We start from the raw sequence: 26027 nt of genomic DNA on the forward strand, positions 1-26027 counted from the left end.
CCCTGAGGATGCCCATGCCGCGCATTGCCTATGTCAACGGGCGCTATGTCGTCCATGCTCAAGCCAGCGTCCATATCGAGGATCGCGGCTACCAGTTCGCGGACGGCGTCTATGAGGTTTGCGAGGTGGCGCGCGGCCATATCGTCGACATGCCGCGCCACCTTGCCAGGCTCAAGCGCTCGCTGAAGGAACTGTCGATCGCCTGGCCAGTCTCGGAAAGCGTCTTGCCGATGCTGCTGCGCGAGGTGGTCAATCGCAACGGCGTGGTCGACGGCCTTGTCTATGTGCAGGTGACGCGCGGCGTCGCCAGCCGCGAGTTCGTGTTTCCGCCCGCGGGCACAAGGCCTTCCCTGGTCATAACCGCCAGGAAAGCCGATCCGGCCGCGAGCGCGAAGCGGGTGGAGACCGGCATCAAGGTCATCACCGTCCCGGAGAATCGCTGGGACCGCGTCGACATCAAGAGCACCGGCCTCTTGCCCAATGTGCTCGCCAAACAGAAGGCCAAGGAAGCCGGCGCCCAGGAAGCGTGGTTCGTCGACACCGACGGCAACGTCAAGGAAGGCGGCTCGTCCAACGCCTGGATCGTCACCCGGGACGGCGTCCTCGTGACCCGGCCGGCCGAGCACGGCATCCTGCGCGGCATCACCCGCACGACGCTTTTCGATGTCGCCGCCAAGCTTGGCCTCAAGATCGAGGAACGCGGTTTTTCGGTCGCCGAAGCCAAGGCGGCAAGGGAAGCATTCATCAGTTCGGCGACCACAATCGCCATGCCGGTGGTCGAAATCGACGGGGCGCCGATCGCAAATGGCCATCCCGGTTCGATGACACTTTCGTTGCGGCAGGCCTTTTTTCACGTTGCGGAAAAAAGTCCAGCCTGATAACCGCACAACTGGAAGTAACCTCAACTATCTCATTCTGCTTGCCATTGTGTCGGCAAGAGGGGGTTTGCGCGCTTGACAGGTGCCTCGTAATTTGGCGCATTGGCCCGTAAACCGAAGGGGATCGGCGAAAGACAAGAAAAATGGCGGAACGATCGCAAAACCTTCAGGACCTGTTCCTGAATTCAGTTCGCAAGAGCAAAAATCCACTTACCATCTTCCTCATCAACGGTGTGAAGCTGACTGGCGTCGTCACTTCGTTCGACAATTTTTGTGTGTTGTTGCGGCGCGACGGGCACTCCCAGCTCGTCTACAAGCACGCTATTTCCACGATCATGCCGAGCCAGCCGGTTCAGATGTTCGATGGCGAGGAAAGCCAGGGCGCCTGATTGGCACGTGATAAGGACGCGGACCGCAGCGTTCGCGGAAAACAAGGACATCAACTCGGGCCGGAATCCAAGGATCCGACCCGCGCAGTGGTCATTGTGCCGGTGCTTACCCGCCAGCCGCGCGACGATGAGTCGAGCCGTCCGCGCCTGAGCCGTTCGGCGGATGCACGCCACGACGAAGCGGTCGGACTTGCCAGCGCCATCGACCTCAACCCGGTTCACACCGCGGTGGTGACGGTTGCCGATCCGCGGCCGGCCACGCTGCTCGGCAGCGGCAAGGTTGCTGAATTTGCTGAAATCGTGAAGGAGCGCAAGGCGGAGCTGGTCATCGTCGACCATCCGCTGACGCCGGTGCAGCAGCGCAATCTCGAAAAGGAACTGAACGCCAAGGTGCTCGATCGCACCGGGCTCATCCTCGAGATCTTCGGCGAGCGGGCGCGCACCAAGGAAGGCACGCTGCAGGTCGAGCTTGCGCATCTTAACTACCAGAAGGGTCGTCTGGTGCGAAGCTGGACCCACCTCGAGCGGCAGCGCGGCGGCGCCGGCTTCCTCGGCGGTCCGGGCGAAACCCAGATCGAATCCGACAGGCGCATCCTGCAGGACAAGATCACCAAGCTGAAGCACGAGCTGGAGACGGTTCGGCGCACGCGCGACCTGCACCGCGCCAAGCGCAAGAAGGTGCCGTTCCCGGTGGTGGCGATCGTCGGCTACACCAATGCCGGCAAGTCGACGCTGTTCAACCGGCTGACCGGAGCAGGGGTGCTGGCCGAGGACATGCTGTTCGCAACGCTCGATCCGACGCTGCGGCGCGTGCGGCTACCGCACGGCACGCCGGTTATCCTGTCGGACACGGTGGGCTTTATTTCCGACCTGCCGACGCATCTGGTGGCGGCCTTCCGGGCAACGCTGGAAGAAGTCGTCGAGGCGGATCTGGTGCTGCATCTGCGCGACATCTCCGATCCGGACACCGCCGCCCAGGCCGAGGACGTCGAACGCATCCTCGGCGATCTCGGCGTCGACGCTGCCGATGCGAACCGCGTGATCGAGGTCTGGAACAAGGTCGACCTGCTCGACGAAGGCAATCGCGAGCGACTGCTTGCCGAGAGCGCCAGCGGCAAGGCGCCGCCGATCTCTATATCGGCCGTCACCGGCGAAGGAATCGACGCGCTGAAAGCGCTCATCGAGACGCGCGTGTCGGGCGAGCTGGAAAGGATGACGGTGACGTTGAGCCCCGCCCAGCTTGGCCAGGTCGACTGGCTCTACCGCAACGGCGACGTCGTTTCGCGCACCGACAATGAAGACGGCAGCGTCACGCTCTCGCTGACAGCCACGCACAGCGCCCGGCAAGAGATAGAGAACCGCCTGCATCGCAGGAGCGGCAGCTAACCGGCTGTTTATTTGGTGCTTTTGGCCTGCTGCCAGAGCGCTTCCATCTCGTCGAGCGTTGCCTTCTCCAGCGACTTGCCCGAGGCCTCCAGAGCCTGCTCGACATAATGGAAGCGCGAACGGAACTTTTCGTTGGTGCCGCTGAGCGAGGCTTCGGAGTCGAGCTTGAGGTGGCGGCCGAGATTGACGATAGCAAACAGCATGTCGCCGAACTCGTCCTTGATGGGAGCCGCGTCACCGGTGGCGAGCGCCTCGCGCAATTCCCCGATCTCTTCCTCTATCTTGTCGAGGATGGGAGCTGCCTCGCTCCAGTCGAAGCCGACGCGTGCCGCCTTTTCCTGCAGTTTCAGGGCACGCGTCAGGGCAGGGAGCGCGACCGGCACGCTGTCGAGATAGCCCCTGCCGTGATCCTCCGGGTCGAGACCACGGGCGATGCGGGCGTCGCGCTTCTCGGTTTTTTCAACCGCCTTGATCTTCTCCCACATGCCCTTGGCCATGCCAGCGCTGCGCGCCTTCTCGTCGCCGAAGACGTGCGGATGGCGGCGGATCATCTTGGTGGTGATGGCCTCGACGACATCGCCGAAAGCGAACTCGCCGATCTCCTCAGCCATCTGCGCGTGATAGACGACCTGCAGCAGCAGATCGCCCAGTTCCTCGCGCAGATCGTCGAGATCGCCGCGCGCGATCGCATCGGCCACTTCATAGGCTTCCTCGATCGTGTAGGGCGCGATGGTAGCGAAATTCTGCTCGATATCCCAAGGGCAGCCGGTCTTCGGCGCCCGCAGCGCCGCCATGATCTCGATCAGGCGTGAAATGTCCTTGGAGGGCTTCATGAATTGAGCCTATCCCGCGGCCAGCGTCCGACCAACCTGGCCGGACACCGAAACGAGTTGTCCACAGCCTCAGTCAAGCACCGAGACGATCGCCTTGGCGAGATCGTCCATGCCGTCCTCCGGCAGGCCGGCCACGTTGATGCGGCTGTCGCCGACCATATAGACGGCGTGCTCGGCACGCAGGCGTTCGACCTGCGCCTCGGTCAACCCAAGCCTCGAAAACATGCCACGATGGCTGGCGACGAAATCGAAGCGGTCGGAATTGGACTGCCGGCGCAACGCCTCGGCAAAAGCGACGCGCAGCCTGAACATGCGCAGCCGCATCTCCTCGAGCTCCGTCCCCCAGTCCTTCCTCAGGGCGGCGTCTTCGAGCACCATGCGCACCGCCGCCGCGCCGTGATCCGGCGGCATCGAATACAGCGCGCGCGCCGCCGCCAGCATCTGGCTCATCGCCACATCTGCCTGCGCGCCGTCCTTGGCCATGATCATCGCCGCGCCCACGCGGTCGCGATAGACGGCGAAATTCTTCGAGCAGCTCGAGGCGACGACCATTTCCGGCACCTTGCCGGCCAGCAGCCGCAGACCGGCGGCGTCGGCATCGAGGCCTTCGCCAAAGCCCTGATAGGCGATGTCGACGAAAGGCAGCAAGCCGCGATCCAAAAGCACATCGGCGACCTTGGCCCATTGCGCGATATCGAGGTTGGCGCCGGTCGGGTTGTGACAGCAGCCATGCAGGAGCACGACATCGCCGCTGTTGGCAACTTTTAGCGCCGCCAGCATCTCGTCGAAGCGGACAGCGCCCGATGCGGCATCGAAATAGGGATAGTCGCGAACCTGCAGACCAGCGGCGCGCATCACCGGCAGATGGTTCGGCCAGGTAGGATCGGACAGCCAAACCGTCGCGCCGGGGCGCGTGCGCTGCACGAGCTCGGCCACCAGCCTGAGCGCGCCCGATCCGCCCGGCGCCTGTGCCGCGCGGATGCGCGAATGGTCGGCCTTCTCGCCAAAGGCGAGCTTGATCATGGCGGCGTTGAAGCCGGTGTCGCCGGCAAGGCCGAGATAGGTTTTGGTGTCCTGGCTCGCCAGCAGCCGCTTCTCGGCCTCGCGCACCGCGCGCATCACCGGCGTCTTGCCGTCGATATCCTTGTAGACGCCGACGCCGAGGTCGACTTTGCCGGGCCGTGGGTCGTTGCGATAGAGGCCGATCAAGGCAAGGATCTTGTCGGCGGGCGCGGGCTGCAGGGTCTCGAACATCGAAAAGGACTCCAATGGCGGCGGAGTGATACGCAAATCGATCCCGCCGCGCCAGCGGTTTCCGCTGTGGCGGCAACACGAAAAGAAATGCCGGGCAGGGGATTAAAACCCCTACATGCTCCGTAAACAGGGCATGAAACGGTCGATGGCACGCTTCGATATCGTCGGGCAGTTGGGTTCGCTGCGGCGCTATGCGCGCTCGCTGACGCGCGACAGCACTGAGGCCGAGGATCTCGTCCATGACGCGCTGGTGCGCGCCTATGAGCGGCGCGCGACCTTTCGGTCAAGCGGCAATCTGCGCGCCTGGCTGCTGGCGATCGTGCACAACGTCTTCATCGACCGCATGCGCTCGCGCCGCTCCGAGGCGGCGCGCATCGAACAGGCCGGCCTTGTCGCCGACCAGAGCGTGCCGGCGTCGCAGGACCATTCGGTTCGCCTGTCGCAGGTCCGGGAAGCGTTTCTTTCGCTGCCGGAGGAACAGCGCTCCGCGCTCCATCTCGTCGCCATCGAAGGGCTTTCCTATCAGGAGGCCGCCGAAGTCATCGGCGTGCCGCCCGGAACGCTGATGTCGCGCATCGGCCGCGCGCGTGCCGCGCTGCGCGAGATGGAAGAGGGCGCGGCGCCAAAAGCCAGGCCTCATCTCAGGATCGTGGGAGACGATCAATGACCGCTATTGTCGACCCCGTGACCGATGCCGATCTCGACGCCTATGTCGACGATCAGCTGGATGTCGCCCGCCGCATCGAGGTCGAGGCGCACCTCGCCGCGCGCCCGGAAGTGGCGGCGCGCGTGATGTCCGATCTGAGGACGCGCGACGAACTGCGCGTCGCGCTTGCCAGCCCTGTCGGCAGGGCGCGTCCGGCCACGACAGAAGCGGCGCGCCGGCTGGAAAGAGGCCTTGCCAGGGGACGCATGCTTGCCGTGCTGCAGCGGGCGGCGGCAGCGGCCGTCCTGGTCGCGGCAGGCTGGCTTGCCAACGGCGCCTTCGGGCCGATCGCCGTGACCAAGGTGGTCGCCTCGACGCAGCCGCCGGCCTATGTCGAGGACGCGGTCCGGGCGCACAGGACGACCTTGGTGCGCGAGACGATGCCGTCGCAGCAAGAGGCTCCGGGCTACGATCCCGACGAGATTCGCGCCGCCACCGCGATCGTCATGCCGTCGCTGCCTGACGACTGGAAGATTCGCGACGTCCAGGTCTATCCCTCGCAATTCGGGCCGAGCGTCGAGGTAGCGGTCGACACCAAGGACCTCGGTCTTGTCTCGTTGTTCGCCATCAGGCCGGGCAGGTTCGATGTGGTGAAGCCGGCGATCGCGCCCTCCGACGACATCTCAACCGCGTATTTCCAGATCGGCGAGGTCGCCTATGCGGTGGTCGGACGCGGCGACGCCGGCAGCCTCGACCGTGCCGCCGAGAAACTCGCCAGAACTCTCTATTGAAAACAAACCCTCTGCCGAGAACCAAGGAGAAACCGAATGAACAGCCCCAATCTGGGATACCGAATGGGCACCGGCGTCCAGGCCGGAGCCGTCTATGACGAGGGCCTGCGCAAGCACATGCTGCGCGTCTACAATTATATGGGCCTCGGTCTCGTCGTTACCGGCCTCGTCGCCTTCTTCGTGGCCTCGACGCCGGCGCTTTATGTACCGATCTTCTCCAGCCCGCTGAAATGGGTGGTGATGCTGGCGCCGCTCGCCTTCGTCATGCTGTTCTCGTTCAGGATGCAGACCATGTCGGCCGCGAGCGCGCAGGCGATGTTCTGGGCCTTCTGCGCCGTCATGGGCCTGTCGCTCGCCTCGGTGTTCCTGGTCTTCACCTCGACCAGCATCGCGCGCACCTTCTTCATCGCCGCCACGATGTTCGGCGCCACCAGCCTCTACGGCTACACGACCAGGCGCGACCTGACGCAGTTCTCGTCCTTCCTGATCATGGGCCTGATCGGCGTGGTCATCGCCAGCCTGGTCAACCTGTTCCTCGGCTCGACCGCGCTGCAGTTCGCCATCTCGGTGATCGGCATCGCCGTGTTCATTGGCCTGACCGCCTGGGACACGCAGACGATCAAGGAGCAGTATGCCGAGAATTTCGATGCGGAATCGCAGCAGAAGCTTGCCGTCTTCGGCGCCTTCTCGCTCTATCTGAACTTCATCAACATCTTCCAGCTGCTGCTGAATTTCACCGGCGAGCGCGAATAGGCCGGACCGCAGCAGGCAACACTGTTGACCTCGCCACGGCCGGAGGGAAACCTCCGGCCACTTTTTTGTCGACTGCGCACCAAGCGTTGACGACCAAAGGGCGATCTGCCTGCCGCGCTTGAGTTCACGCGCGGCCTTTTGCTAGCCTGCCAGCCAAACCTGCCAGCCGCGAGGACGCAATGGACCAGCTGACGCTTCACGCTGACGGCATTTCGGCGACCATCGTCGGGCAGGGGGCCGAACTGGTCTCGCTGCGCGATGGCGACGGCACCGAGCTTCTGTGGCAGGCAGGCCCCGCCTGGCGTCGTCATTCGCCCGTGCTGTTCCCAATCGTCGGCCGGCTCAAAGGCGATCAGCTGCGGCATCGCGGCCAAACTTATCCGATGACGCAGCACGGCTTTGCCCGCGACCGGCGCTTTGCCTGGGCGGAGCAGGGGCCGGCCTCCTGCACATTGGTCCTGACGGACGACGCCGAGACGCGAACGCACTATCCCTTCGCCTGTCGTCTCGCCATCAGCTACGAGCTGAAACCACGGCAACTCGGCGTGACCTTCGAGATCGCCAATACCGGCGACGAGCCTCTGCCGGCCTCGATCGGCGCGCATCCGGCGTTCAACTGGCCGCTGTTGCCGGAACTGCCGAAGGAGGCCTATCGGCTGACCTTCGCCGACAACGAGCCGGCGCCGATCCGCCGCCTGAAGGACGGGCTGCTGCTGCCGGACCCGCAAATGACGCCCGTCCGGGGAAGGACGCTGCCGCTGTCCGAAAGACTGTTCGTTGACGACGCCGTCATCCTCGATAAGCCGATGAGCAAGAGCGTGCGCTACGGCGCCGGCCGCGGGCCGGCGATCGAGATGTCGTGGCAGGGATTCAATGAGCTGGGCATCTGGTCCAAGCCTGGCGGCGCGCCCTTCCTGTGCATCGAGCCCTGGCACGGCGTCGCCAGTCCCGTCGATTTCGACGGCGAATTCGCCGACAAGCCGGGCCTCATGTTGATCGAACCGAGCGGCCGGCGCGTGCTGAGCTACCGGATAGGCCTCACCCGGGAACCGTAGGGCATGGCATACGCGATCAAGACCGAGATCGAGGACCCGGCGGCGGAGACGTTCGTGTTCGCCGCCCAGAAAACCATGTATGGCGGCAAGTGCATCGCCCAAGGCGACGTCATCTTCCTGTTCGCCAGCGAAAGCGAGGGCGGGCAGGGGCTTGTCGCCCGCGGCGTCGTGACATCCTCCGAGGCCACCCCCAGGCGTCCGGATCTCGAACGGCAGACGCCGCGCGTCACCGTTGCCGTCCGCCGCACCGCCCTGGCGACGAGACATTTGGGTCGCAATGAGCTCAAGCGCTTCAAGGATTGGAAGGACAGCCGGCCCGAGACCGAGCTCAACTTCAAATTCTACCGCCAGGCGACCAACAAGATCGTCGGCATCTCGGACGTGACGGCGGCGTTTCTGAACTGCTTTTTCTAGACCACCCGGTCGGATCTCAGCCGGTATGCCGGACAATGGCGCCGATCGCGTTGACAACAAGACGCGACGCGGTGATGGCCGACAGACCGTCAATGTCGGCGGGAGGATAGAGCTCGACAAGGTCGAATCCCGCAATCCTCGCCCGCTTGCCGAGGCCTGCGATCAGGTCGATCGCCTGCGTGTAGCTGAGGCCGCCAGGCGTGCGCGCGGCCACGCCCGGCATTATGCCGGGATCGAGGCCATCGCAGTCGAGAGTGACGACAACCCACGCTCCGTCAGGTATATGCTTGAGAGCAGCTTCCACGCCCAGGGCATGTACCTCGCGCGCGGTTACGAAGCGGCTGCCGTAGCGCCGCGCCGCTTCGATTTCGGCGAGGTGGGCGCTGCCGACACTGCGCAGCCCGACCTGCACGATGCCGGCAACATGCGCCATCTCGCTCGCCCGCCGCATCGGGCTCGAATAGCCGTAGCGTTCGCCATGCACCTCTTCGCGCCAGTCGATATGGGCATCGATCTGCAGGATCCAGACCGGTCCGTGATCGGCAAAGCCGGCGAGGAAGGGAATGACGACGGAATCGTCGCCGCCAAGCAGGATCGGCACCGCCGGCAGTACCAGCACCTCGCGCGTCTTCGCCTCGATACGGGCCCGGTTGCCGGCATTGTCATGCATGGTGGTCAAGACATCGCCGGCATCGACGCAGCAGACCGGTCCGCCATCGAACAGCGGGCCGCCGAGGTCGAAATCCCAGTGCTCCATCAGCGGAATGTCATCTTGGCTTCCAGCTCGGATGGCGCCGGCGGCCGAGGCATGGCCGCTGCTGTTCTGACCGCGATAGGTGCTTCCATGACCCGCCCCGAAGATCACGGCTCGCGGCACGCGCCCGTCGGCGAGGCGATCGGGAAAGCCGAGAAAGGAAGGCGAGGCGGTCATTTTCTGGATGCTTTCCTTGTTGCGCCGCGGCGCTATGGCAGCTTGGGCAGGGTAGCTGCTTCGGCCTGGAGTTTTGCGACAATTCGCGTCTCGCGCAACACAGTAGGGCTACGGCAATGACAAACGTTCTGATGCCGCCGGTTTGTGCTTTGCTCCTTGCGCCATCTCGCCTGCGTGGCCGGGGAAAAACCACGTGCTTCGGACAAGGCGGCGCTTGCCGAATGCCTGAAATATCCTGGCGACGTTTCTCGGTGGTTTTTAGGACGGTAAGCCACGAACCAAATCGATCTCTTTCAGCGGATCGCCGCCGTCGATGAAAAGCCTGCCATGCGGCTGCAGCGCCGCCTTGATCCGCGTCAGGGCCGCACGGTGCGCCTCGGGGTGACGCCCGTCGAGCGCGCCGACCCGCATGGCGAAGGCGATGTCAAAAAGAGCCTCGTCAGCACTCAATGCGAAGTCTTCGATTGCCGCATGCCTGAAATCAAGGCAGCCCCAAGCCATCTCATCAGCCGATCGCGCCCGCGCCAATCGGATTGCCTTCTCCGAGCGGTCGATGGCCAGAATGAAACCACCGTCGATGCGGCGAGCGACATCGCGAGCGGCTACGCCGGGACCGCATCCGATCTCCAGGACGCGAAGTCCCGGCTTCAACGGAAGCGCTTCGACGAAGGCGGATATCCGATCCGAGATTCCGGCAGCCATGAAATAAACTATCCAAGCTGGTCTGCGCCAGGCAAGCGAGACGGAAATGGCTGACAGGGCAGCGGCCAGAACATTGATCCCGGACAATGTAGCCCCAGGCGTCGACCGCGTTCGGGTTGGCAAGACTCAAGGACTGTTCTATTGCCGTTGCAGGAAGTCGACCATCAGCGACGCAGCTTGGTTGGCATGCGTTTCCAGCAGGAAATGAGGCCCGTCGAGAATGTGTGCTTCCATCCTCGGCAAGGCCCGCATCCATGACAGCGTCTCTGCCAGGTCGAAGAACGCGTCGTGCCGGCCCCACAGCATCAGGGCGCGTGGCTGCCTGCGACGCAGATAGTCGGCAATCGCGTCGAAGCGAGCGACGTAATTGCCATAGTCCGCAATGAGCGCGCGCTGCGTCTCCATGCCTCCGGGTCGCTGCATCACGCGCCAGTCTTCCTCCCAGTTCTCGTCCGGAATTTGTGCGGCCACATCGTCGGGAACACCTGCCACATACTGATCTCGCGTGCCCTCGAAGGTCAGATGCGCGGTGGCTTTCGCTTCATTGTCTGGGTTCGGATTGGCCCAAAAGTCCTGCGTCGCCTTCCAGGATGGCCCCATTCCGCTCCGATGCGCGTTGGCGTTCTGGATGATCAAGCCCAACACCGCATCGGGAGCCTGCATGGCTATCCGCAGCCCGACCGGCGCGCCAAAGTCATGAAGGTAGATGTAGCGGGAGCCGACCGAGAGCTGGCCGAGCAACTCCGAGACCGCATCGGCAAAACCATCGAAGGACGGCTCTGGCAGAGCATCCGACATGCCGAACCCCGGCATGTCGGGAGCAACCACATAAGCCACCTTCGACAATGCGGGAATGACGTGGCGAAAGGTCCTGGAGGAACTCGGAAAACCGTGAAGAAGCAGCAGAGCCGGTTTGGAGCGCTCTCCAGCCGTGAGGAAAGACAATTCCGTGCCGCTTGCCAACTCAAGCCGTGAACGCATGCAAAGGTCCTCAAACCGTTCACCAGGCCAACGCGAGGTTCGGTGGTTGAGTTCCGAGCACTCGCTGCCGCAATGAGGGACGACTCCTGTTCGTACCCGTCAATGCACAACAGCTCCGTGCGGCTGGCGAGCAGGGCTGTGTGACATCACGCTGCCGGCATCTCCGTTGCCATATCGGAAAGTCGCATAAGATAGATTATGGAACTGAGGCGTAGTGGGCATATCCAGGAAATTGCTGCGGCTTTCCCTGCCGGCGACAAGCTTCGCGGCAGCGCTTCGGCTTCGAGATCGCAGCGAAGCTTTCGACGGACAAACTGCGGCGCCGACTGAACAGCTGTCGCTACCGCTCTGACTCGTAAGGAATTTCGATCGCCATGCCGTCATAGGCCGGCACGACATGCTCCGGCGTCTCGGCCATCACAATAGCGTAGTCGAGCGGCACATGCATATGGGTCAGCACGGCGTTCCTCGGCGCCAGCTTTTCGATCCATTCCAGTGCCTGACCGAGCGACAGATGGCTGGGATGGGTGTTGTACTGCAGCGCATCGATGACCAGCGTGTCGAGGCCGCGCAAACGCTCAACGGTGGCGTCGGGGAAGCCGCTGATATCAGGGCAATAGGCAAGCCCGCCGATGCGGAAGCCGAGCGAGATGATGTCGCCATGGAACTGCGGCAGCGGCTCAAGGGTGAGGGCGCCCCCCTCGCCTTCGATCACGACCGGCCTGGCGTGGTCGATAAGATGCGACTTGACGATCGGCGGATAGGAACTGCCTGGCGGCGTCTCGAAGCAATAGCCGAACGCCTGGCGCAGCCGCAGCATGGTCGGTTCGTCGGCATGGATGTCGATGCGATGGCGTTGCTCGAGCACATAGCCGCGCAGATCGTCGATGCCGTGGATGTGGTCGGCATGCGGATGCGTGTAGACGACCGCATCGATGCGCTTGACGGAGGCCAGCAGCATCTGCTCGCGGAAATCCGGCCCGGTGTCGATGATGACCGTGGTGCGCGCGCCGTTGGCGGCAATCCGCTCGACCAGCGCGGCCGTGCGCATGCGCCGGTTCTTCGGGTTCTTGGGGTCGCAATTGCCCCAATCTCCGGTGATGCGCGGCGTGCCGGGCGATGAGCCGCAGCCAAGAACGGTAAAGCGCAGCCGGTCGCTCATGCCTCAGCCCGCAGCCGTTTCGTGACGCGGCATCTTGGTGAACAGCCTGAAGAAGTTCCCGGTGGTGATATCGGCGATCTCGGCCTCGCTGACGCCGATGGTCTCGGCGAGCATCTTGGCCGTGTTCGCCACATAGGCCGGTTCGTTGCGTTTGCCGCGATGCGGGACCGGCGCAAGGTAGGGCGCGTCGGTTTCGACCAGGAGCCGGTCGCGCGGGACGTCGGCGGCGATGGCGCGCAGTTCGGCGGAGTTCTTGAAGGTAAGGATGCCGGAGAAAGAGACATAGCCGCCCAGCGCCACGCCGACTTCAGCCAGCCTGCGTCCGGACGAAAAACAGTGCAGGATGAAGGGGAAGGCGCCCTTCCCTGTTTCGTCCTCGAGGATCTCCGCCATGTCCTCGTCGGCATCGCGCGCATGAATGACCAGCGGCAGGCCGGTCCGGCGCGCGGCGGCGATGTGGGTGCGAAAGCCTTGCGCCTGCGCAACGCGCGGCGCCTTGTCGTAATAGTAGTCCAGCCCGGCCTCGCCTATCGCCACCACCTTGGGATGGCCGGAAAGCCGCACCAGCTCGTCAGTGGTGACGTCGAGCTCTTCCGCCGCATTGTGCGGATGGGTGCCGACAGAGCAATAGACCTCATTGAAAGATTCAGCGATTTCAAGGACCTGCTGAAATCGCCTCACGCGCGTCGAGATCGTCACCATGCGGCCGATCCCGGCGGCGAGAGCGCGGGCGACGACAGCCGTCCGCTCCTCGCCGAAGTCCGGGAAGTCGAGATGGCAATGGCTGTCGACCAGCATCAGCTGTTGCCATCCTGCTCGACATAGCGCGGAAATACGCCCTCCGGCGCCGGCAAGGCAGTGCCTGGCTCCAGCGCGTGGTCGGCATGGACGTGCTCGAAAGCGCGGCTGTCAGCAGGCACTGCCAATAGGTCGAGCAGCTTGGCGGCCGATCCGGGAATGAAGGGCTGGCAAAGCAGCGTCACCCGGCGCACCAGCTCGGCCGTCGTCCACAGCACGGTTTCCATGCGCTCCGGATTGGTCTTGCGCAGCGCCCACGGCTCCTGAGAGGCGAAATAGCGGTCGGCTTCGGCAACAACGCCGAAGATCGCCGCCAGCGCCAGATGGATGCCCTGCTCCGCCATCGCCCGACGAGAAACGGCCAGCGCTTCGACCGCCTGGTCGAGGATCGCCGTGTCGGACTCGGTAAGGTCGCCGCGCGCCGGCACCTTGCCGCCGCAGTTCTTGGCAATCATCGACAGCGAGCGCTGCGCCAGATTGCCGAGGCCGTTGGCAAGATCGGCATTGGTGCGGTTGACGATCGCCTCATGGCTGTAATTGCCGTCCTGGCCGAACGGCACCTCGCGCAGGAAGAAATAGCGCACCTGGTCGACACCGTAGTGCTCGACCATGGTGAACGGGTCGATGACGTTGCCGACCGACTTCGACATCTTCTCGCCCCGGTTGAACAGGAAGCCATGGCCGAAGACGCGCTTCGGCAACGGGATTCCCGCCGACATTAGGAAGGCCGGCCAATAGACGGCGTGGAACCGCACGATGTCCTTGCCGATGATGTGCGCATCCGCTGGCCAAAAGCGCCATTTCTCATCGTTTTCATTGGGATAGCCGATGCCGGTGATGTAATTTGTCAAGGCGTCGACCCACACATACATCACATGCTTTTCGTCGCCCGGTACCGGCACGCCCCAATCGAAAGTGGTGCGCGAGACCGACAGATCCTTCAGCCCCGATTTGACGAAGCTCATCACCTCGTTGCGGCGCTCGGCCGGACCGATGAAATCGGGCTGGCTCTCGTAAAGCGCGATCAGCCTGTCCTGGTAGGCCGAGAGCCGGAAGAAATAGCTCTCTTCCTCGACCCATTCCACCGGCGTTCCCTGCGGCCCGTAGCGGACATTGTCGGGGCGAACCTCGGTCTCCTCCTCGCCGTAATAGGCCTCGTCGCGCACCGAATACCAGCCGGCATAGCCGCCCTTGTAGATGTCGCCATTGGCTGCCATCGCCTTCCAGATCGCCTGGGAGGATGCATAATGCCGCTCCTCGGTGGTGCGGATGAAATCGTCGTTGGAAGCGTTGAGCGCGGTGGCCATGCGCCTAAACTCGGCCGAGTTGCGGTCGGCGAGCTCGCGCGCCGTGATGCCTTCCTTGCGCGCCGTCTGCAGCATCTTGATGCCGTGCTCGTCGGTGCCGGTCAGGAAGAAGACATCCTTGCCGTCCAGCCGCTGGAAGCGGGCAAGCGCGTCTGTGGCGATCAGCTCATAGGCATGGCCGATATGAGGCTTGCCGTTTGGGTAGGAGATCGCGGTCGTGATGTAGAATGTGTCGCGTGACATGAATGAACCGTCATGAATATCTGAATGTGAGTTGTGGCGGTGGATATCGCATCGGAACGTCGATTGCCATCCCGAGGCCAATGCATGCCGCCCAAAACTGGGCCAACGGCATGCATCGAACGAGCCGTCACATTCGCATCGCAGAATTCAGGCGGTCGATCATGGTCAGGGCGTGCTGCTTCTTGTCGAGGTTGTAGGTCTCAGCCTCAGATATCGTGTTCAGCGCCTCGTGCCAAGCCTCGGACAGGGTTTTGGCTCGGGCGAGATCGCCGGCAAGCGCGGCGTCACTGGCGGCGGTCGAAAGCAGGTCGAGCGCGCGGCGGTTGAAGATGTCGAACTGGATCGCCTGGTCGCGTCCCGCCACGGCTTCGGCAAGGCGATGGGCGTCGGCAATGTCGGGCTTCCTGGCCGCCACCAGCGTGTCGAGCGCGCCTGCGATCTCCAGCCCGCCATATTGGGTGAGCAGGATCGCGTTGCGGGCGCTGCCCCCTGCCCGCTCGGCCAGCGCTGCGCGCGCGCCCGGATCCTCCGGCGGCGGCGGCTCGACATTTTCCAGCACCGCCATCAGCTCGTCGGCGGCCAAAGGCGCCAGCCGCACCATCTGACAGCGCGAGCGGATCGTCGGCAACAGGCTGCCCGGCGCATGCACCACCAGAATGAACAGGGTGCGCGCCGGCGGCTCTTCGAGATTCTTGAGCAAGGCATTGGCGGCGTTGGTGTTCATGTCGTCGGCCGGATCGACGATGACGACCCGGTAGCTGCCGTCATGCGAGGTCATCGACAGGAAGCGGCTGACCTTGCGGATCTCGTCGACGGTCAGCACCGTCTTGAAGCTCTTGGTCTTCTCGTTGGCCGGACGGGTGAGATGCAGCACCGAAGGATGCGCGCCGGTGGCGATCTGGCGAAACAGCGATGAGGCGGGATCAGGGACGGCAAGCGTGTCGGGCGCCGTCTTGAAATCCGGATATCTCAGAAGATGGTGCGCCATGTGGAACGCCAGCGTCGCCTTGCCGATGCCTTGCGGCCCGGTGAAAATCAGCGCATGCGGCAGCTTGCCGGCGCGGTAGGCGCTGGCAAGCATGCCTGCCACGGACGCGTGGCCGATCAGCCGCGGCGTTTCGGCGGGCTCGGGCACGCCGTCCAGCGTGTCGTGCTGTTCGGGAGCGATGCGTTCGAAGATCATGCCGGCGCCGTCTCAACCCTTTGCGCCGGCATCCGCTCTTCCAGCGCCGCGAAGACGGCGGCGGTGACGACGTTCTCCACCGTATCGGGATCGGCGGAAGCGTCGATGACGATGCAGCGCTCCGGCTCCGCCGCGGCGATGGCCAGGAAAGCCTCGCGCCGCCGCCGGTGGATGGCCAGGGTCTCCTTCTCGAAGCGGTCGGCGGCGTCACCGGCACCGCGCCGCGCGGCGGCCCGTTTCAGGCCTTCAGCGGGATCGATGTCGAAGATCAGGGTCAAGTCGGGCATCATGCCGTTGATGGCCACCGCCTCCAGCGCCTTCATGAAATCGGCATCGAGCCCGCCGGTGACGCCTTGGTAGACGCGCGAGGAATCGATGAAACGGTCGCACAGCACGATCGAGCCGCGCTCGACCGCCGGCCGGATGACCTGCTCGACATGGTCGGAGCGCGCGGCGGCGAACAGGATCGCCTCCATCTTCGGGCCGAACGGTTCGGCCGCCCCGGACAGAAGCACATGCCTTACGGCCTCGGCGCCGGGCGATCCACCCGGTTCGCGGCTGACCAGGACCTCGTATTTCTTGGCGCGCATGCGCCGCGCCAGCCGCTCGATCTGCGTCGACTTGCCTGCTCCTTCGCCGCCCTCGAAGGTGATGAAAAATCCACTCGCCAATCGAGATTGCCTCTGCTCGCGCTGGCCGCTGTCATAGCTCCCGTCCGACAAAAGGTCCACGAACTTGCCCGATCACAAATGTTTCTGCCGCAGCCAGCCGACAGCGAGTTCCTTGGCCGCGTCCAACGCGCGCTGCGGCAGCGTGCCCACCTTGACCGATTCTGCGGCGTAGAGCGGCGTCTGCTGGCTCAGCGTCTCGCCTATCCAAACGCGCAATTCCCCGACCGGTTGCCCCTCCTCGACCGGTGCCGACACCGGACCCTGGTAGACGATCCTGGCGGTCAGCTTGTCGCGGTTGGCTATCGGCAGAAAGATGTCCACGGGGCCTTTGGCTTTCAAGGCCAGGCCGGACTTGGCGCCGCCGAAAACCTGTGCTTCCCCGACCACCTCGTCCTTGGCGAAGATCTCGGTCTTCTGGAATGACCGCGAGCCCCATTCGAGCAGCTTGCGCGCCTCTTCGGAGCGCTCGCGGTCATTGGCCAGTCCGCTGAGCGCGGCGATCACGCGCGTGCCGTTGTGGCTGACGGTGCCGACCAGGCCGAAGCCCCCCTGCTCGCTGGCACCTGCCACGAAGCCATCGGCCTCGATGCCCATGGCGATCAGCGGATTGCGGTTTCTCTGCGAGATCTTGTTCCAGGTGAAGTCCGGCTGGCCGTAATAGTGGAAGAACTCCGGATAGTCGCGCCACAGATGCAGCGCCAGCATCGTCAGCTCCCGCACCGTCGTCTGCTGCCCGTCGGCCGGCAGGCCTGTCGAATTGACGAAGGTCGATTTCGAGAGGCCGAGCTGGCGGGCGCGATCGGTCATCTGCGTGGCGAAATTCGCTTCCGAGCCCGCCATGCCCTCGGCCAGCACGATGCAGCCGTCATTGGCGGCCTGCACGGTGACGCCCTGGATCAAATCCTCGACACGGACCTCGGATTTGAGCTTGGCGAACATGGTCGAGGTACCGGACGGCGCGCCGCCGGTGCGCCAGGCGTTTTCGCTGACGACGAAAGTGTCGTCGAGCGTGATCCGCTTCGACTTGATGGCATTGAAGACCATTTCCATCGTCATCAGCTTGGCCATCGAGGCCGGTGGAATCGGCTTGTCGGGGTCCTTGGCGAAGAGCACCGTGCCGGTGTCGGCATCGATCATGAACGCCTGCGCCGCCTTGGTCTCGAAGAGCTGCGCGCTCGCCGGGGCGGCGCAAAGCAACACCAGCGCCAATCCCAGAAGGCTGGCGAAAGGCAGAAAAATGCGGAACTGCATGAAATGTCGACCCGATCTGAGCAACCCGGAAAGCGCAGAGCCACTCCAGAGTGCGCAAAGACTACCCCACGGCCAAGCTATCAGGGTTTTTCCGGCCGGATCAACGGGCAGCGCGAATTTGATCAGTTACGCACAACAAGCGCGTCCGGCGCGCCATGCGACCAGGCTGCCTGGAGCAGGTCGTCGACGCTGCCATGGCCGTCTGGATAGACATTGACCGCATACCAGTCATTGCCGTCGAGCTCGGTGCGCTGGATCTCGGTCCGGCCGAACGGCTCGAGCGCCGTGGCCACGCGCTTTGCCTCCGCGGCCTCGTCGAAGGAACCGGCAGCGACATAGTCGGACGCGGGCGCCTGTAGCTCTCGGTTCGATTTCTTCCATGAACGCAGGATATCGGCCGGCGACATGCCGCCGGAATCGAGCGCGGCAAAGACATCGGCGCGCTCTATCCGCTCATCCGCGTAAGACAGGGAGGCCATGGCGAAGGGCGAGTTCGGCGGAAGCGTGAAATCCGGCCGTTCTGGGACGATTGGACCGAAATCCGGCAGCGCGACATCGCTGGCGCCCTGGACGGCGAATGCGGCCGGCTGCACGGCCGGCTGATCCGAAAGCCCCGGCTGCGCTGCAAAGGCCCGCCCCGAATTGGTCAACTCGCCCGGAAACGGCGCGGCGGCCGGAGACGCCGCGACCGGCACGCTCGGCGACGGGCCGTTCATGGCCACCATCACGCCGGTCGGCAGGCCGTCCGAAGGATCCGGCCGGTTGTTGCCGGGATGATAGGAGGCCACCAGATACTGGTCGTCATTGCCGTCGAGCGGCGCGCGGCCGACATATTCCACTTTGACCCTGGCCGTGCCGACCTTGGCATAGTCGAGCATCTGCGCCGCGCGTTCGGAAACGTCGATGATGCGGCCTTCGTGATAGGGGCCGCGGTCGTTAACGCGCACGATCACCGAACTGCCGGTCTCCAGATTGGTGACGCGGGCATAGCTCGGCAGCGGCATCGTCGGGTGCGCTGCCGTCAGATGCGTCATGTCATAGACTTCGCCATTGGCGGTCAGGCGGCCATGAAACGCATCGCCGTACCAGGAAGCCAGGCCGACCTTTGCGTAGCCCTTGTCTTCCTTGGGATAGTACCACTTGCCGCGCACCTGATAGGGCTTGCCGAGCTGGTCGCGGCCACCGCCGCGCCGCATGAACTGGACACGCGGGCTCGCCTTCACGCCATATTCGGATTCGGCGAAATATTCCTTGGAGCGGGCCTTCTTGTAGACCATCCCCTTCGGTTCGGGTTGCGAGGCGCAGGCAGCCAGCAGCAGGCCCGAAAGGGCGCACAGGGCGTAAGCAGAAGCGCGACGAAGACGCGGGCGCGTCAGGGTCTGCATGTCTCGATTGTCCCCTACCGTGCTGTCACCAGACGGGGCCAGAAGTCGCCCGCCAGGCCAACACCTTGATCCCCAATCCCTTTTGCACAGGAATTGCTTATCACGATGTTAATCGATTATGGCCACAACAGGGCGAGATTATGGCGAGGGGCGGTGACACCCGTCGCTCGGAAAGTCCGTGCTCGTTCGAGTATCTTGGCTGCCAACAGCGCCAGCCATAAGACGGCCGGCGCGTCCAGTCCGAATAAGAGAGTAAAGGTTTGTGCGCTATTCCAGGTTGGATGGCGCCTGCTGGGCGGTCGCCCGAGAAAGCATGCCACGCTTTGTCAGTACGGGTTTCTCGTAGGCTTTCTTCACGATTGTCCCCTGTTTGAAATATTAGCAAATTGAGATTGGCAGGGTCATCACGTCATTGTCAATGCGCCGAACCGTCCGCCAGGACGAAGCGGGGAGCTAATCTGGCTACGTTAGGTCGGGCTACCATTCGTAAGCCGTGCCGTACGTCAGCGCGATTGGGATGATTGCCGCCGTGCCGTTGTGGCCAGCTATACACCTATCCGGTGGTGTCAGTACTGTTGAGACTGCACATCCGGATCAGCCAACCTCCGCCAGCCTGACGCTCAAAGACACTCAGCGAGGTGCCGTTGCCGACCGCCTCTCCCTCCGAATAGCCAGCCAATGTCCAAGCCAGATTTCCGGAGCTACCCGCTTCGATCACCTGAAGGGTTTTATTCGGCCCGGCATGTTGAACCCAAATTTCGTGCAGCGCCTCTATTGCCGCTCGCCCCCGCGCCGGAGGCCCATAGGGTGAATGCATTTCCGCGTTCTCGGTGAAGATGGCAGCACAGCCAGATGCATTCCTCGATCGGTACGCTGCGACATACAAGTCCCAAAGCTCCTGTAGATCATCTCGGGTCGACATAGTTACCCTCCTTCGGCGCCCGGACATAGTTTAGAGAATACTAATTCTACTGACTAGATCGCCGTCTCTTCCAGCGGATTTCCCCCAGCCGTTCAGGTGCATGTCGTTTCCGCCGGCCCCGGCAACGTAGCCGTCGGGTCACTCCGAATTTATGCCCACCTTTTGCCGTGACAGTTGGAAGGTGCCGCCGCAGTGGTTGACGCGGCCCTGAAAGCCGCACTACAGGAATGAAGCGCAAACCGGCCGGGGAATGCCTTCGGTGCCAACCGAATCAACCGGTCGCGATGACCAAAATGGTTGAAAAACCATAGTGGAGGGATGGCCGAGCGGTTTAAGGCACCGGTCTTGAAAACCGGCGTGGGCGCAAGTTCACCGTGGGTTCGAATCCCACTCCCTCCGCCAAAAGAGCGCCCGGCGCCGCCGGGCCATGAGATTCAGATGTCGAAAGAGGATTTGCAGCAAAAAATCCGCCGCCAGATGCAAGCCGACTTCCGGTCCGACCCGCGCGAGGCGATCGAAAGGTTTGGCCTCACTACCACGGTGCAACGCGGAGTCGTACGCACGGTTGTAGCGGCTGGCGTGATCTTGGTTGGGTTTCTAATCTGGGCGGCCATCCATCACTGACGAGTCCGCAGCCATGCCATTGCAACCCCTCCCCCATAGTTAGGAGTTTCTTTCGCCACGGCAGCAGCGGCATGGCGGGCAATGCTCGCCGAAGCCGCCAAGCCTGCCCCGGCCGATCCCTTGGCCAAACCGCAGCAACCCGTCCTAGCCGAGCTTGGCCCGATCCGGACCATCCGACCTCAATCCGCGCCAAGTCGAGTTCATGGTCGCTACTACTCCAACGGCGGCAACGCCAGCGATGCCGCGAGACACGCCGGCTACGCTTTCCGATGGTCCAGCGGCTAAAGCGACCGGTTGGGCGCTTCTGCATCGTCGGCCGAAGATCGCGGCGGCGGTCCACCGGATAGATTGCTTGTCGCCTTCATCAAATCAACGAGTGGCGACTACAGGGCCGCAACCCCGGCCAGAGGCGTGATGGAGGAGGTCTATTCCTGCTGCCGGAGAACGTGCAGCCATCAGCTTCTTTGATAGCCAGCCAGTCTATGACGTTCCGCCGACTGCGGTGATGGTGATGCGCGACTGCTTGCTTTTGGGAAAGGACGGAGAAAGCTGTAGACATCGCCCGGTGAGGTGTTGCGAAAAACGCAACTTGTAACCATTCTGGTTACGGCCGAATGGAAGCGGGAGGTAGCGCTAACTACCTCCCGCCTGCCCGTGCCAGCCAAGGCTACAGGGCTTGCGGCGCTAATCGTTGCTGAGGACGCCGCAACCCTACCTGGCCCGCTCAATCTACAAGCATCGGTCGTCCTATGCCCGCAAGGGCGGGAGTTTCCCACAAGAGTTTTGTTCTGTCTCTGTTCTTTTGATCATGCCCACTGGGAAGGTGGAAGCAAAATGGGGCTTTTTAGCTGGCTCTTCGGGAGCGGGGCGAAGACCCAATTAGGGCGCCCGCTTATTTCCGACATTGCGGTTTCGATCCCCGGCGATGACGGCACTCCAGCCACCAAGAACCAGATCGACGCGATCGAACGCACTACCTGTGAGCCGCCCCTTGGCAATCTGACCTATCAGCAGGCGGCGGCGATAATGTCGGCGCGGTCCTACTCCAAGTTTGTTATGGATGATGTTCTGTCCGAGCCGGGCGTCGGTCACCCCCGGCGGCCGGATTATCTCGCATTACAGGCTAATTTGATCGCCTTCATTGTCCGCGACCCATAGGCTCGGGCGTATGTCTGCAAATGGAGCGATAGGAATTTCGAAAGCGGGGATGAAAGACCCCCGCCCAAAAATGCCCATTGGCAACAAGCAATAGCGTTTATTACACCAGCCATTGCGAAACTGTAGCGGCACGAGGCCGCTAATAACGTGGATATCATGCCCTTCCTCACCAGGTGACGAACGGTTGCAGACGGGTGCATTCCTTGGAGCCGATGCGGCGCTGGCAGCCGAAAGCGGTAAACCACCGTTTATTTGATTTATCGGACAAAATATGCTGCTTGTCGCGCCCATGAAAAAGCTCTGCCTGATGGTTCTGGCGTCGCTGACGCCGGTCTTCCCGGCCAAGGCGATGGACAATGCGTTGCGCGCCGGCCTGATGAAACTCGATCCGCAGACCCGCCTCGAGCAGCGGTGTGACGCCGAGGTGCTCGACCGGATCAGCCATGACGATCACAACTACAAGGCCGACCGCGTCGTGGCCTACGCCTTCGCCACGCCGCAGATGAGCGCCGATGCCATCAAGAGCTCGGGCGCCGCTTTCCGCAGCAATGGCCAATGGTACCGGCTGAAGTTCAAATGCCAGACCGCGCCGGACCACATGCAGGTGCTGCAGTTCCGCTACAAGATCGGCGACGAAATCCCGGAATCCGACTGGGCCAAATATAACCTCTACGACTAGAGCAATTCCAGGGAAAGTGCGTAGCGGTTTCCCGTCCGGAATTGCGTCAAAACAAAGAGATAGAGCGGTTCGCCGTTTCCGTGAAACGGTGAAACGCTCTAGTTTTCGGCCTCGTCAGCTTGCCGGCGATCACCCTAGATCCTTGGGGACTTGCGCTGCCGGCCTTGTTTTCCGGCGATGTCCAACCCTGCGTCTTGACGCCGATGGACCGTGCCTTTAGGCCCGTCCCGGTAGAGGGCTACGCTCATTTCAGGCAAGGATTTCTAGTCGATGGAAATATTCACTGCCGCAGGCCTTTCGGCTCTCCTCCAGGTCGTTGCAATTGATCTCGCGCTTGCCGGCGACAATGCAATTGTGATCGGCCTCGCGGCAGCCGGCCTTCCCGTCGATCAGCGCAAGCGCGCCATCCTGGTCGGCATCGCGGCAGCCACCGTCCTGCGCATCGTCTTTGCCCTGATCACGCAATGGCTGCTGAGCATCGGCCCGATGCTGCTCATCGCCGGCGGGCTCCTGCTTCTGTGGGTATGCTGGAAGATGTGGCGCGAGCTGCGCGTCAGCCACGAGGATGAGCGCGACGCAACAGAAGCGCTGTCGAACGGCGATTATAACAAGGACGGCAAGATCGCCGGCAAAGGCCCGCGCAAGACCTTCTCGCAGGCTGCCTGGCAGATCGTCATCGCCGACGTCTCGATGTCGCTCGACAACGTGCTCGCCGTCGCCGGCGCAGCCATGAAGCATCCCACGGTGCTGATCATCGGACTGGTCCTTTCGATCGCGCTGATGGGCTTTGCCGCATCCTTCGTCGCGCGCCTGCTGCACAAATACCGCTGGATCGCCTATGTCGGCCTGCTGATCATCCTCTATGTCGCGGTGAACATGCTTCTGGGAGGCGCCGTGCAGCAATTTCCCGACCATTTTGCTTTCCTGGCGCCCTGGTTCGGATCGGACGGCCACTGACGCTCCTTCACGCGAGCATCTGCCGCATCGCCTCTTGTCGTGGCCGGCTGGCAGGTTTGCTTCTGTGCCGAAGCGTGCTATTGCGCCGCGCGAAATGGCTCAAAGCCGCGCGCCGTAGATCGATCTTCGGAGCCTGAGGCCCCTCGATCTGCCCTCATCTCTTGGAAAACAAATTTATGTCCGCCCCACGCGTCAGTTTCGTCAGTCTTGGATGCCCGAAGGCGCTCGTCGATTCCGAGCGCATCATCACGCGGCTGCGCGCCGAGGGCTACGAGATCGCACGCAAGCATGACGGCGCCGACCTCGTCGTCGTCAACACTTGCGGCTTTCTCGATTCCGCCCGCGACGAATCGCTCAACGCCATCGGCTCCGCGCTTTCCGAAAACGGCCGCGTCATCGTCACCGGCTGCCTTGGCGCCGAGCCGGAGGTCATCCGCGAAAAGCATCCCAATGTGTTGGCGATCACCGGCCCACAGGCCTATGAAAGCGTGATGGCGGCGGTGCACGAGGCGGCGCCGCCCAGCCACGATCCCTATGTCGACCTGTTGCCGCCGCAGGGCGTGAAGCTGACGCCGCGCCACTACGCCTATCTGAAAATTTCCGAGGGCTGCAACAACCGCTGCACCTTCTGCATCATTCCGGCACTGCGCGGCGATCTCGTCTCGCGCCCGGCCGCGGACGTGCTGCGCGAAGCCGAAAAGCTCGCCAAGGCAGGCGTCAAGGAGATCCTGGTCATCTCGCAGGACACCAGCGCCTACGGCATCGACATCAAGTACCAGACGTCGATGTTCGGCGATCGCGAGGTGCGGGCGAAATTCCTCGACCTCGCCGAGGAGCTCGGCAAGCTCGGCATCTGGATACGCATGCATTATGTGTACCCCTACCCGCACGTCGCCGACGTCATTCCGCTGATGGCGGACGGAAAGATCCTCCCCTATCTCGACATTCCCTTCCAGCACGCCTCGCCACAGGTGCTGAAGAACATGCGACGCCCCGCGCATGGCGAAAAGACGCTGGACCGCATCCGCGGCTGGCGCGAGGTCTGCCCGGATCTCGCCATCCGCTCGACTTTCATCGTCGGCTTCCCCGGCGAGACCGAGGACGATTTCGAGATGCTGCTCGACTGGCTGGACGAAGCCAGGATCGACCGCGCCGGCTGTTTCAAATATGAGCCGGTCAAGGGCGCGCGCTCCAACGACCTCGGGCTGGAGCAGGTGCCGCAGGAGGTCAAGGAAGCGCGCTGGCACCGCTTCATGCAGCGCCAACAGAAGATCTCGGCAACGCAGCTCGCCAAGAAAGTCGGCAAGCGCCTGCCGGTGCTGATCGACGAGGCGCATGGCACATCCGGCAAAGGCCGCACCAAATACGACGCGCCGGAGATCGACGGCTCCGTGCACATCCAGTCGCGGCGGCCGCTGCGTGCCGGCGAGATCGTCACGGTCAAGATCGACCGCGCCGATGCTTATGACCTCTACGGCTCGGCCGTCTGACGGCCCACGCGGACCCACGCAGCATAAAAAAGGGCGCCTGCGGCGCCCTTTTTCTTTCGGCTCAGCGATTTGCCGCTTACTGCGGCAGCTTGTCGTCGATGCCCTTGACGTAGAAATTCATGCCGAGCAGCGTGCCGTCGTCGGCGACCTCGCCGTCCTTCAGCCAGGGCGAACCATCCTGCTTGGAGACAGGTCCGGTGAAGGGGTTCCAGCCGCCGGCGATCTTCTTCTCGGTCGCCTCGGCCATCGCCTTCACGTCGTCAGCCATGTTGGTGTAGGGGGCGAGCTTGACGGCGCCGTCCTTGATGCCGAGCCAGACATTGTCAGGCTTCCAGGTGCCGTCGAGCGCCGCCTGGACGCGGCTGATGTAATACGGGCCCCATTCGTCGGTCAGCGAGGTCAGCTGCGCGTGCGGTGCAAACTTGATCATGTCGGACGACTGGCCGAAGCCGTGCAGCTTGCGCTCCTCCGCGACCTGCAGAGCGGCGGTCGAATCGGTGTGCTGGACGATGATGTCAGCGCCCTGGTCGAACAGCGCCTTGGCGGCGTCGGCTTCCTTGCCGGGATCGAACCAGGAATTCACCCACACGATCTTCACCTTGAAGTCGGGATTGACCGACTGCGCGCCGAGCATGAAGGAGTTGATGCCCATCACCACTTCCGGGATCGGGAAGGAAACGATGTAGCCGGCGAGGCCCTTCTTCGATTCCTTGGCCGCGATCTGGCCGAGCACATAGCGGCCTTCATAGAAGCGGGCATTGTAGATTCCGAGATTGTCGCCGGTCTTGAAGCCGGTGGCATGCTCGAACATCACCTTGGGAAACTTCTTGGCGACCTTCACTTCTGCATCCATGAAGCCGAAGGAGGTGCCGAAGATGATCTTGCACTTCTCGCGTGCCAGGCGTTCGAAAGCGCGGTCGGCGTCGGGACCCTCCGAGACGTTTTCGAGATAGGCGGTCTCGACCTTGTCGCCGAGCGCCTTCTCGACTTCGAGCCGGCCCTGGTCGTGCTGATAGGAGTAGCCGAAGTCGCCGATCGGACCCGTATAGACCCAGCAGGCCTTGAGCTTGTCGGCGGCCTGGGCGGTTGCCGCCAGGGACAGGGCCGCGGCCGTGGTCATCAACGCAATAAGCAGTTTTTTCATTGTGTTACCTCTCTGAGTTAAGCCTTGGAGCTTCCCGTCT

27 protein-coding genes and 1 tRNA gene are annotated in these 26027 nt (G+C 63.2%); 14 read left to right on the top strand and 14 right to left on the bottom strand.

Features of this window, described 5'->3' with window-relative positions; genetic code table 11:
* Window positions 1-14 precede the first annotated feature (14 nt).
* The 3 genes from LB523_RS16590 (at window position 15) to hflX (ending at window position 2653) form a co-directional block, all read left to right on the top strand.
* A complete protein-coding gene (locus tag LB523_RS16590) occupies window positions 15-878 on the top strand; it encodes a D-amino-acid transaminase (protein WP_140843390.1) in 864 nt (287 codons plus the stop codon).
* Between the two features lie 143 nt (window positions 879-1021).
* Window positions 1022-1267 carry an RNA chaperone Hfq gene (gene hfq, locus LB523_RS16595; protein WP_006202172.1) on the top strand — a complete coding sequence of 82 codons (246 nt, stop codon included), beginning with the start codon at window positions 1022-1024 and terminating at the stop codon, window positions 1265-1267.
* A complete protein-coding gene (gene hflX / locus LB523_RS16600; protein ID WP_224604650.1) occupies window positions 1268-2653 on the top strand; it encodes a GTPase HflX in 1386 nt (461 codons plus the stop codon).
* An 8-nt stretch (window positions 2654-2661) separates the two neighbouring features.
* On the opposite strand, the gene mazG is transcribed toward hflX, so the two are convergent.
* Both mazG and LB523_RS16610 read right to left on the bottom strand, forming a co-directional pair.
* Window positions 2662-3486, bottom strand: coding sequence for a nucleoside triphosphate pyrophosphohydrolase (mazG, locus tag LB523_RS16605; RefSeq protein ID WP_224604652.1), 825 nt, complete (start codon window positions 3484-3486; stop codon window positions 2662-2664).
* Window positions 3487-3555: 69 nt separating this feature from the next.
* Window positions 3556-4740: an aromatic amino acid transaminase gene (locus tag LB523_RS16610; protein WP_224604657.1), complete on the bottom strand. Its 1185-nt coding sequence runs from the start codon at window positions 4738-4740 to the stop codon at window positions 3556-3558.
* A gap of 133 nt (window positions 4741-4873) precedes the next feature.
* On the opposite strand from LB523_RS16610, the gene LB523_RS16615 reads away from it, so the two are divergent.
* From LB523_RS16615 to LB523_RS16635, 5 genes are all read left to right on the top strand, one after another.
* Window positions 4874-5407: a sigma-70 family RNA polymerase sigma factor gene (locus LB523_RS16615; RefSeq protein ID WP_411966472.1), complete on the top strand. Its 534-nt coding sequence runs from the start codon at window positions 4874-4876 to the stop codon at window positions 5405-5407.
* A complete protein-coding gene (locus LB523_RS16620) occupies window positions 5404-6177 on the top strand; it encodes an anti-sigma factor family protein (RefSeq protein ID WP_224604664.1) in 774 nt (257 codons plus the stop codon). The genes LB523_RS16615 and LB523_RS16620 overlap by 4 nt, the downstream gene beginning before the upstream one ends.
* Window positions 6178-6213: 36 nt before the next feature.
* The gene (locus tag LB523_RS16625) at window positions 6214-6930 is read left to right on the top strand and encodes a Bax inhibitor-1/YccA family protein (protein ID WP_095765448.1); all 717 of its coding nucleotides are present in this window, start codon (window positions 6214-6216) and stop codon (window positions 6928-6930) included.
* A 179-nt stretch (window positions 6931-7109) separates the two neighbouring features.
* Window positions 7110-7985, top strand: coding sequence for an aldose 1-epimerase family protein (locus tag LB523_RS16630; RefSeq protein ID WP_224604667.1), 876 nt, complete (start codon window positions 7110-7112; stop codon window positions 7983-7985).
* A gap of 3 nt (window positions 7986-7988) precedes the next feature.
* On the top strand, window positions 7989-8399 hold the full coding sequence (locus tag LB523_RS16635) for a hypothetical protein (protein WP_224604669.1): 411 nt from the start codon (window positions 7989-7991) through the stop codon (window positions 8397-8399).
* Between the two features lie 16 nt (window positions 8400-8415).
* Here the strand turns inward: LB523_RS16635 and LB523_RS16640 are convergent, their stop codons facing one another.
* From LB523_RS16640 to LB523_RS16690, 11 genes are all read right to left on the bottom strand, one after another.
* Window positions 8416-9330: an agmatinase gene (locus tag LB523_RS16640; RefSeq protein WP_224604671.1), complete on the bottom strand. Its 915-nt coding sequence runs from the start codon at window positions 9328-9330 to the stop codon at window positions 8416-8418.
* Window positions 9331-9588: 258 nt separating this feature from the next.
* On the bottom strand, window positions 9589-10032 hold the full coding sequence (locus LB523_RS16645; RefSeq protein WP_224604674.1) for a class I SAM-dependent methyltransferase: 444 nt from the start codon (window positions 10030-10032) through the stop codon (window positions 9589-9591).
* 138 nt (window positions 10033-10170) lie between these two features.
* On the bottom strand, window positions 10171-11013 hold the full coding sequence (locus LB523_RS16650; protein ID WP_224604681.1) for an alpha/beta fold hydrolase: 843 nt from the start codon (window positions 11011-11013) through the stop codon (window positions 10171-10173).
* 340 nt (window positions 11014-11353) lie between these two features.
* The gene (locus tag LB523_RS16655) at window positions 11354-12175 is read right to left on the bottom strand and encodes an MBL fold metallo-hydrolase (protein ID WP_224604682.1); all 822 of its coding nucleotides are present in this window, start codon (window positions 12173-12175) and stop codon (window positions 11354-11356) included.
* Between the two features lie 3 nt (window positions 12176-12178).
* Window positions 12179-12973 (bottom strand): TatD family hydrolase, encoded by a 795-nt coding sequence (locus tag LB523_RS16660; RefSeq protein WP_224604685.1) that lies wholly within the window; start codon window positions 12971-12973, stop codon window positions 12179-12181.
* Window positions 12973-14523 (bottom strand): methionine--tRNA ligase, encoded by a 1551-nt coding sequence (gene metG / locus LB523_RS16665; RefSeq protein ID WP_224604698.1) that lies wholly within the window; start codon window positions 14521-14523, stop codon window positions 12973-12975. The genes LB523_RS16660 and metG overlap by 1 nt, the downstream gene beginning before the upstream one ends.
* Before the next feature lie 127 nt (window positions 14524-14650).
* Window positions 14651-15706, bottom strand: a complete 1056-nt coding sequence (locus LB523_RS16670; protein WP_224604700.1) for a DNA polymerase III subunit delta' — start codon at window positions 15704-15706, stop codon at window positions 14651-14653.
* Complete coding sequence (tmk, locus tag LB523_RS16675; RefSeq protein WP_224604702.1) at window positions 15703-16377, bottom strand: dTMP kinase; 675 nt, start codon at window positions 16375-16377, stop codon at window positions 15703-15705. Before tmk ends, LB523_RS16670 begins: the two co-directional genes overlap by 4 nt.
* 72 nt (window positions 16378-16449) lie before the next feature.
* Window positions 16450-17628 (bottom strand): D-alanyl-D-alanine carboxypeptidase family protein, encoded by a 1179-nt coding sequence (locus LB523_RS16680; RefSeq protein WP_224604704.1) that lies wholly within the window; start codon window positions 17626-17628, stop codon window positions 16450-16452.
* Between the two features lie 122 nt (window positions 17629-17750).
* Window positions 17751-19013: a septal ring lytic transglycosylase RlpA family protein gene (locus LB523_RS16685; protein WP_224604708.1), complete on the bottom strand. Its 1263-nt coding sequence runs from the start codon at window positions 19011-19013 to the stop codon at window positions 17751-17753.
* Between the two features lie 553 nt (window positions 19014-19566).
* Window positions 19567-19935 (bottom strand): YybH family protein, encoded by a 369-nt coding sequence (locus tag LB523_RS16690; RefSeq protein WP_224530208.1) that lies wholly within the window; start codon window positions 19933-19935, stop codon window positions 19567-19569.
* A gap of 312 nt (window positions 19936-20247) precedes the next feature.
* On the opposite strand from LB523_RS16690, the gene LB523_RS16695 reads away from it, so the two are divergent.
* From LB523_RS16695 to rimO, 6 genes are all read left to right on the top strand, one after another.
* Window positions 20248-20337: transfer RNA gene (locus LB523_RS16695), tRNA-Ser, on the top strand.
* A gap of 36 nt (window positions 20338-20373) precedes the next feature.
* Window positions 20374-20559 carry a hypothetical protein gene (locus tag LB523_RS16700; RefSeq protein ID WP_224604710.1) on the top strand — a complete coding sequence of 62 codons (186 nt, stop codon included), beginning with the start codon at window positions 20374-20376 and terminating at the stop codon, window positions 20557-20559.
* An 834-nt stretch (window positions 20560-21393) separates the two neighbouring features.
* The gene (locus LB523_RS16705; protein WP_224604712.1) at window positions 21394-21717 is read left to right on the top strand and encodes a hypothetical protein; all 324 of its coding nucleotides are present in this window, start codon (window positions 21394-21396) and stop codon (window positions 21715-21717) included.
* Window positions 21718-21988: 271 nt separating this feature from the next.
* The gene (locus LB523_RS16710; RefSeq protein ID WP_224604713.1) at window positions 21989-22396 is read left to right on the top strand and encodes a DUF930 domain-containing protein; all 408 of its coding nucleotides are present in this window, start codon (window positions 21989-21991) and stop codon (window positions 22394-22396) included.
* Window positions 22397-22666: 270 nt separating this feature from the next.
* A complete protein-coding gene (locus LB523_RS16715) occupies window positions 22667-23353 on the top strand; it encodes a TerC family protein (RefSeq protein WP_095765435.1) in 687 nt (228 codons plus the stop codon).
* A gap of 176 nt (window positions 23354-23529) precedes the next feature.
* Window positions 23530-24843 carry a 30S ribosomal protein S12 methylthiotransferase RimO gene (rimO, locus tag LB523_RS16720; protein WP_224604727.1) on the top strand — a complete coding sequence of 438 codons (1314 nt, stop codon included), beginning with the start codon at window positions 23530-23532 and terminating at the stop codon, window positions 24841-24843.
* A 76-nt stretch (window positions 24844-24919) separates the two neighbouring features.
* Here the strand turns inward: rimO and LB523_RS16725 are convergent, their stop codons facing one another.
* Complete coding sequence (locus tag LB523_RS16725) at window positions 24920-25987, bottom strand: BMP family ABC transporter substrate-binding protein (RefSeq protein ID WP_140700241.1); 1068 nt, start codon at window positions 25985-25987, stop codon at window positions 24920-24922.
* Window positions 25988-26027: the final 40 nt, after the last annotated feature.

It is taken from the genome of Mesorhizobium sp. ESP-6-4 (assembly GCF_020164735.1).
Taxonomy (GTDB): domain Bacteria; phylum Pseudomonadota; class Alphaproteobacteria; order Rhizobiales; family Rhizobiaceae; genus Mesorhizobium.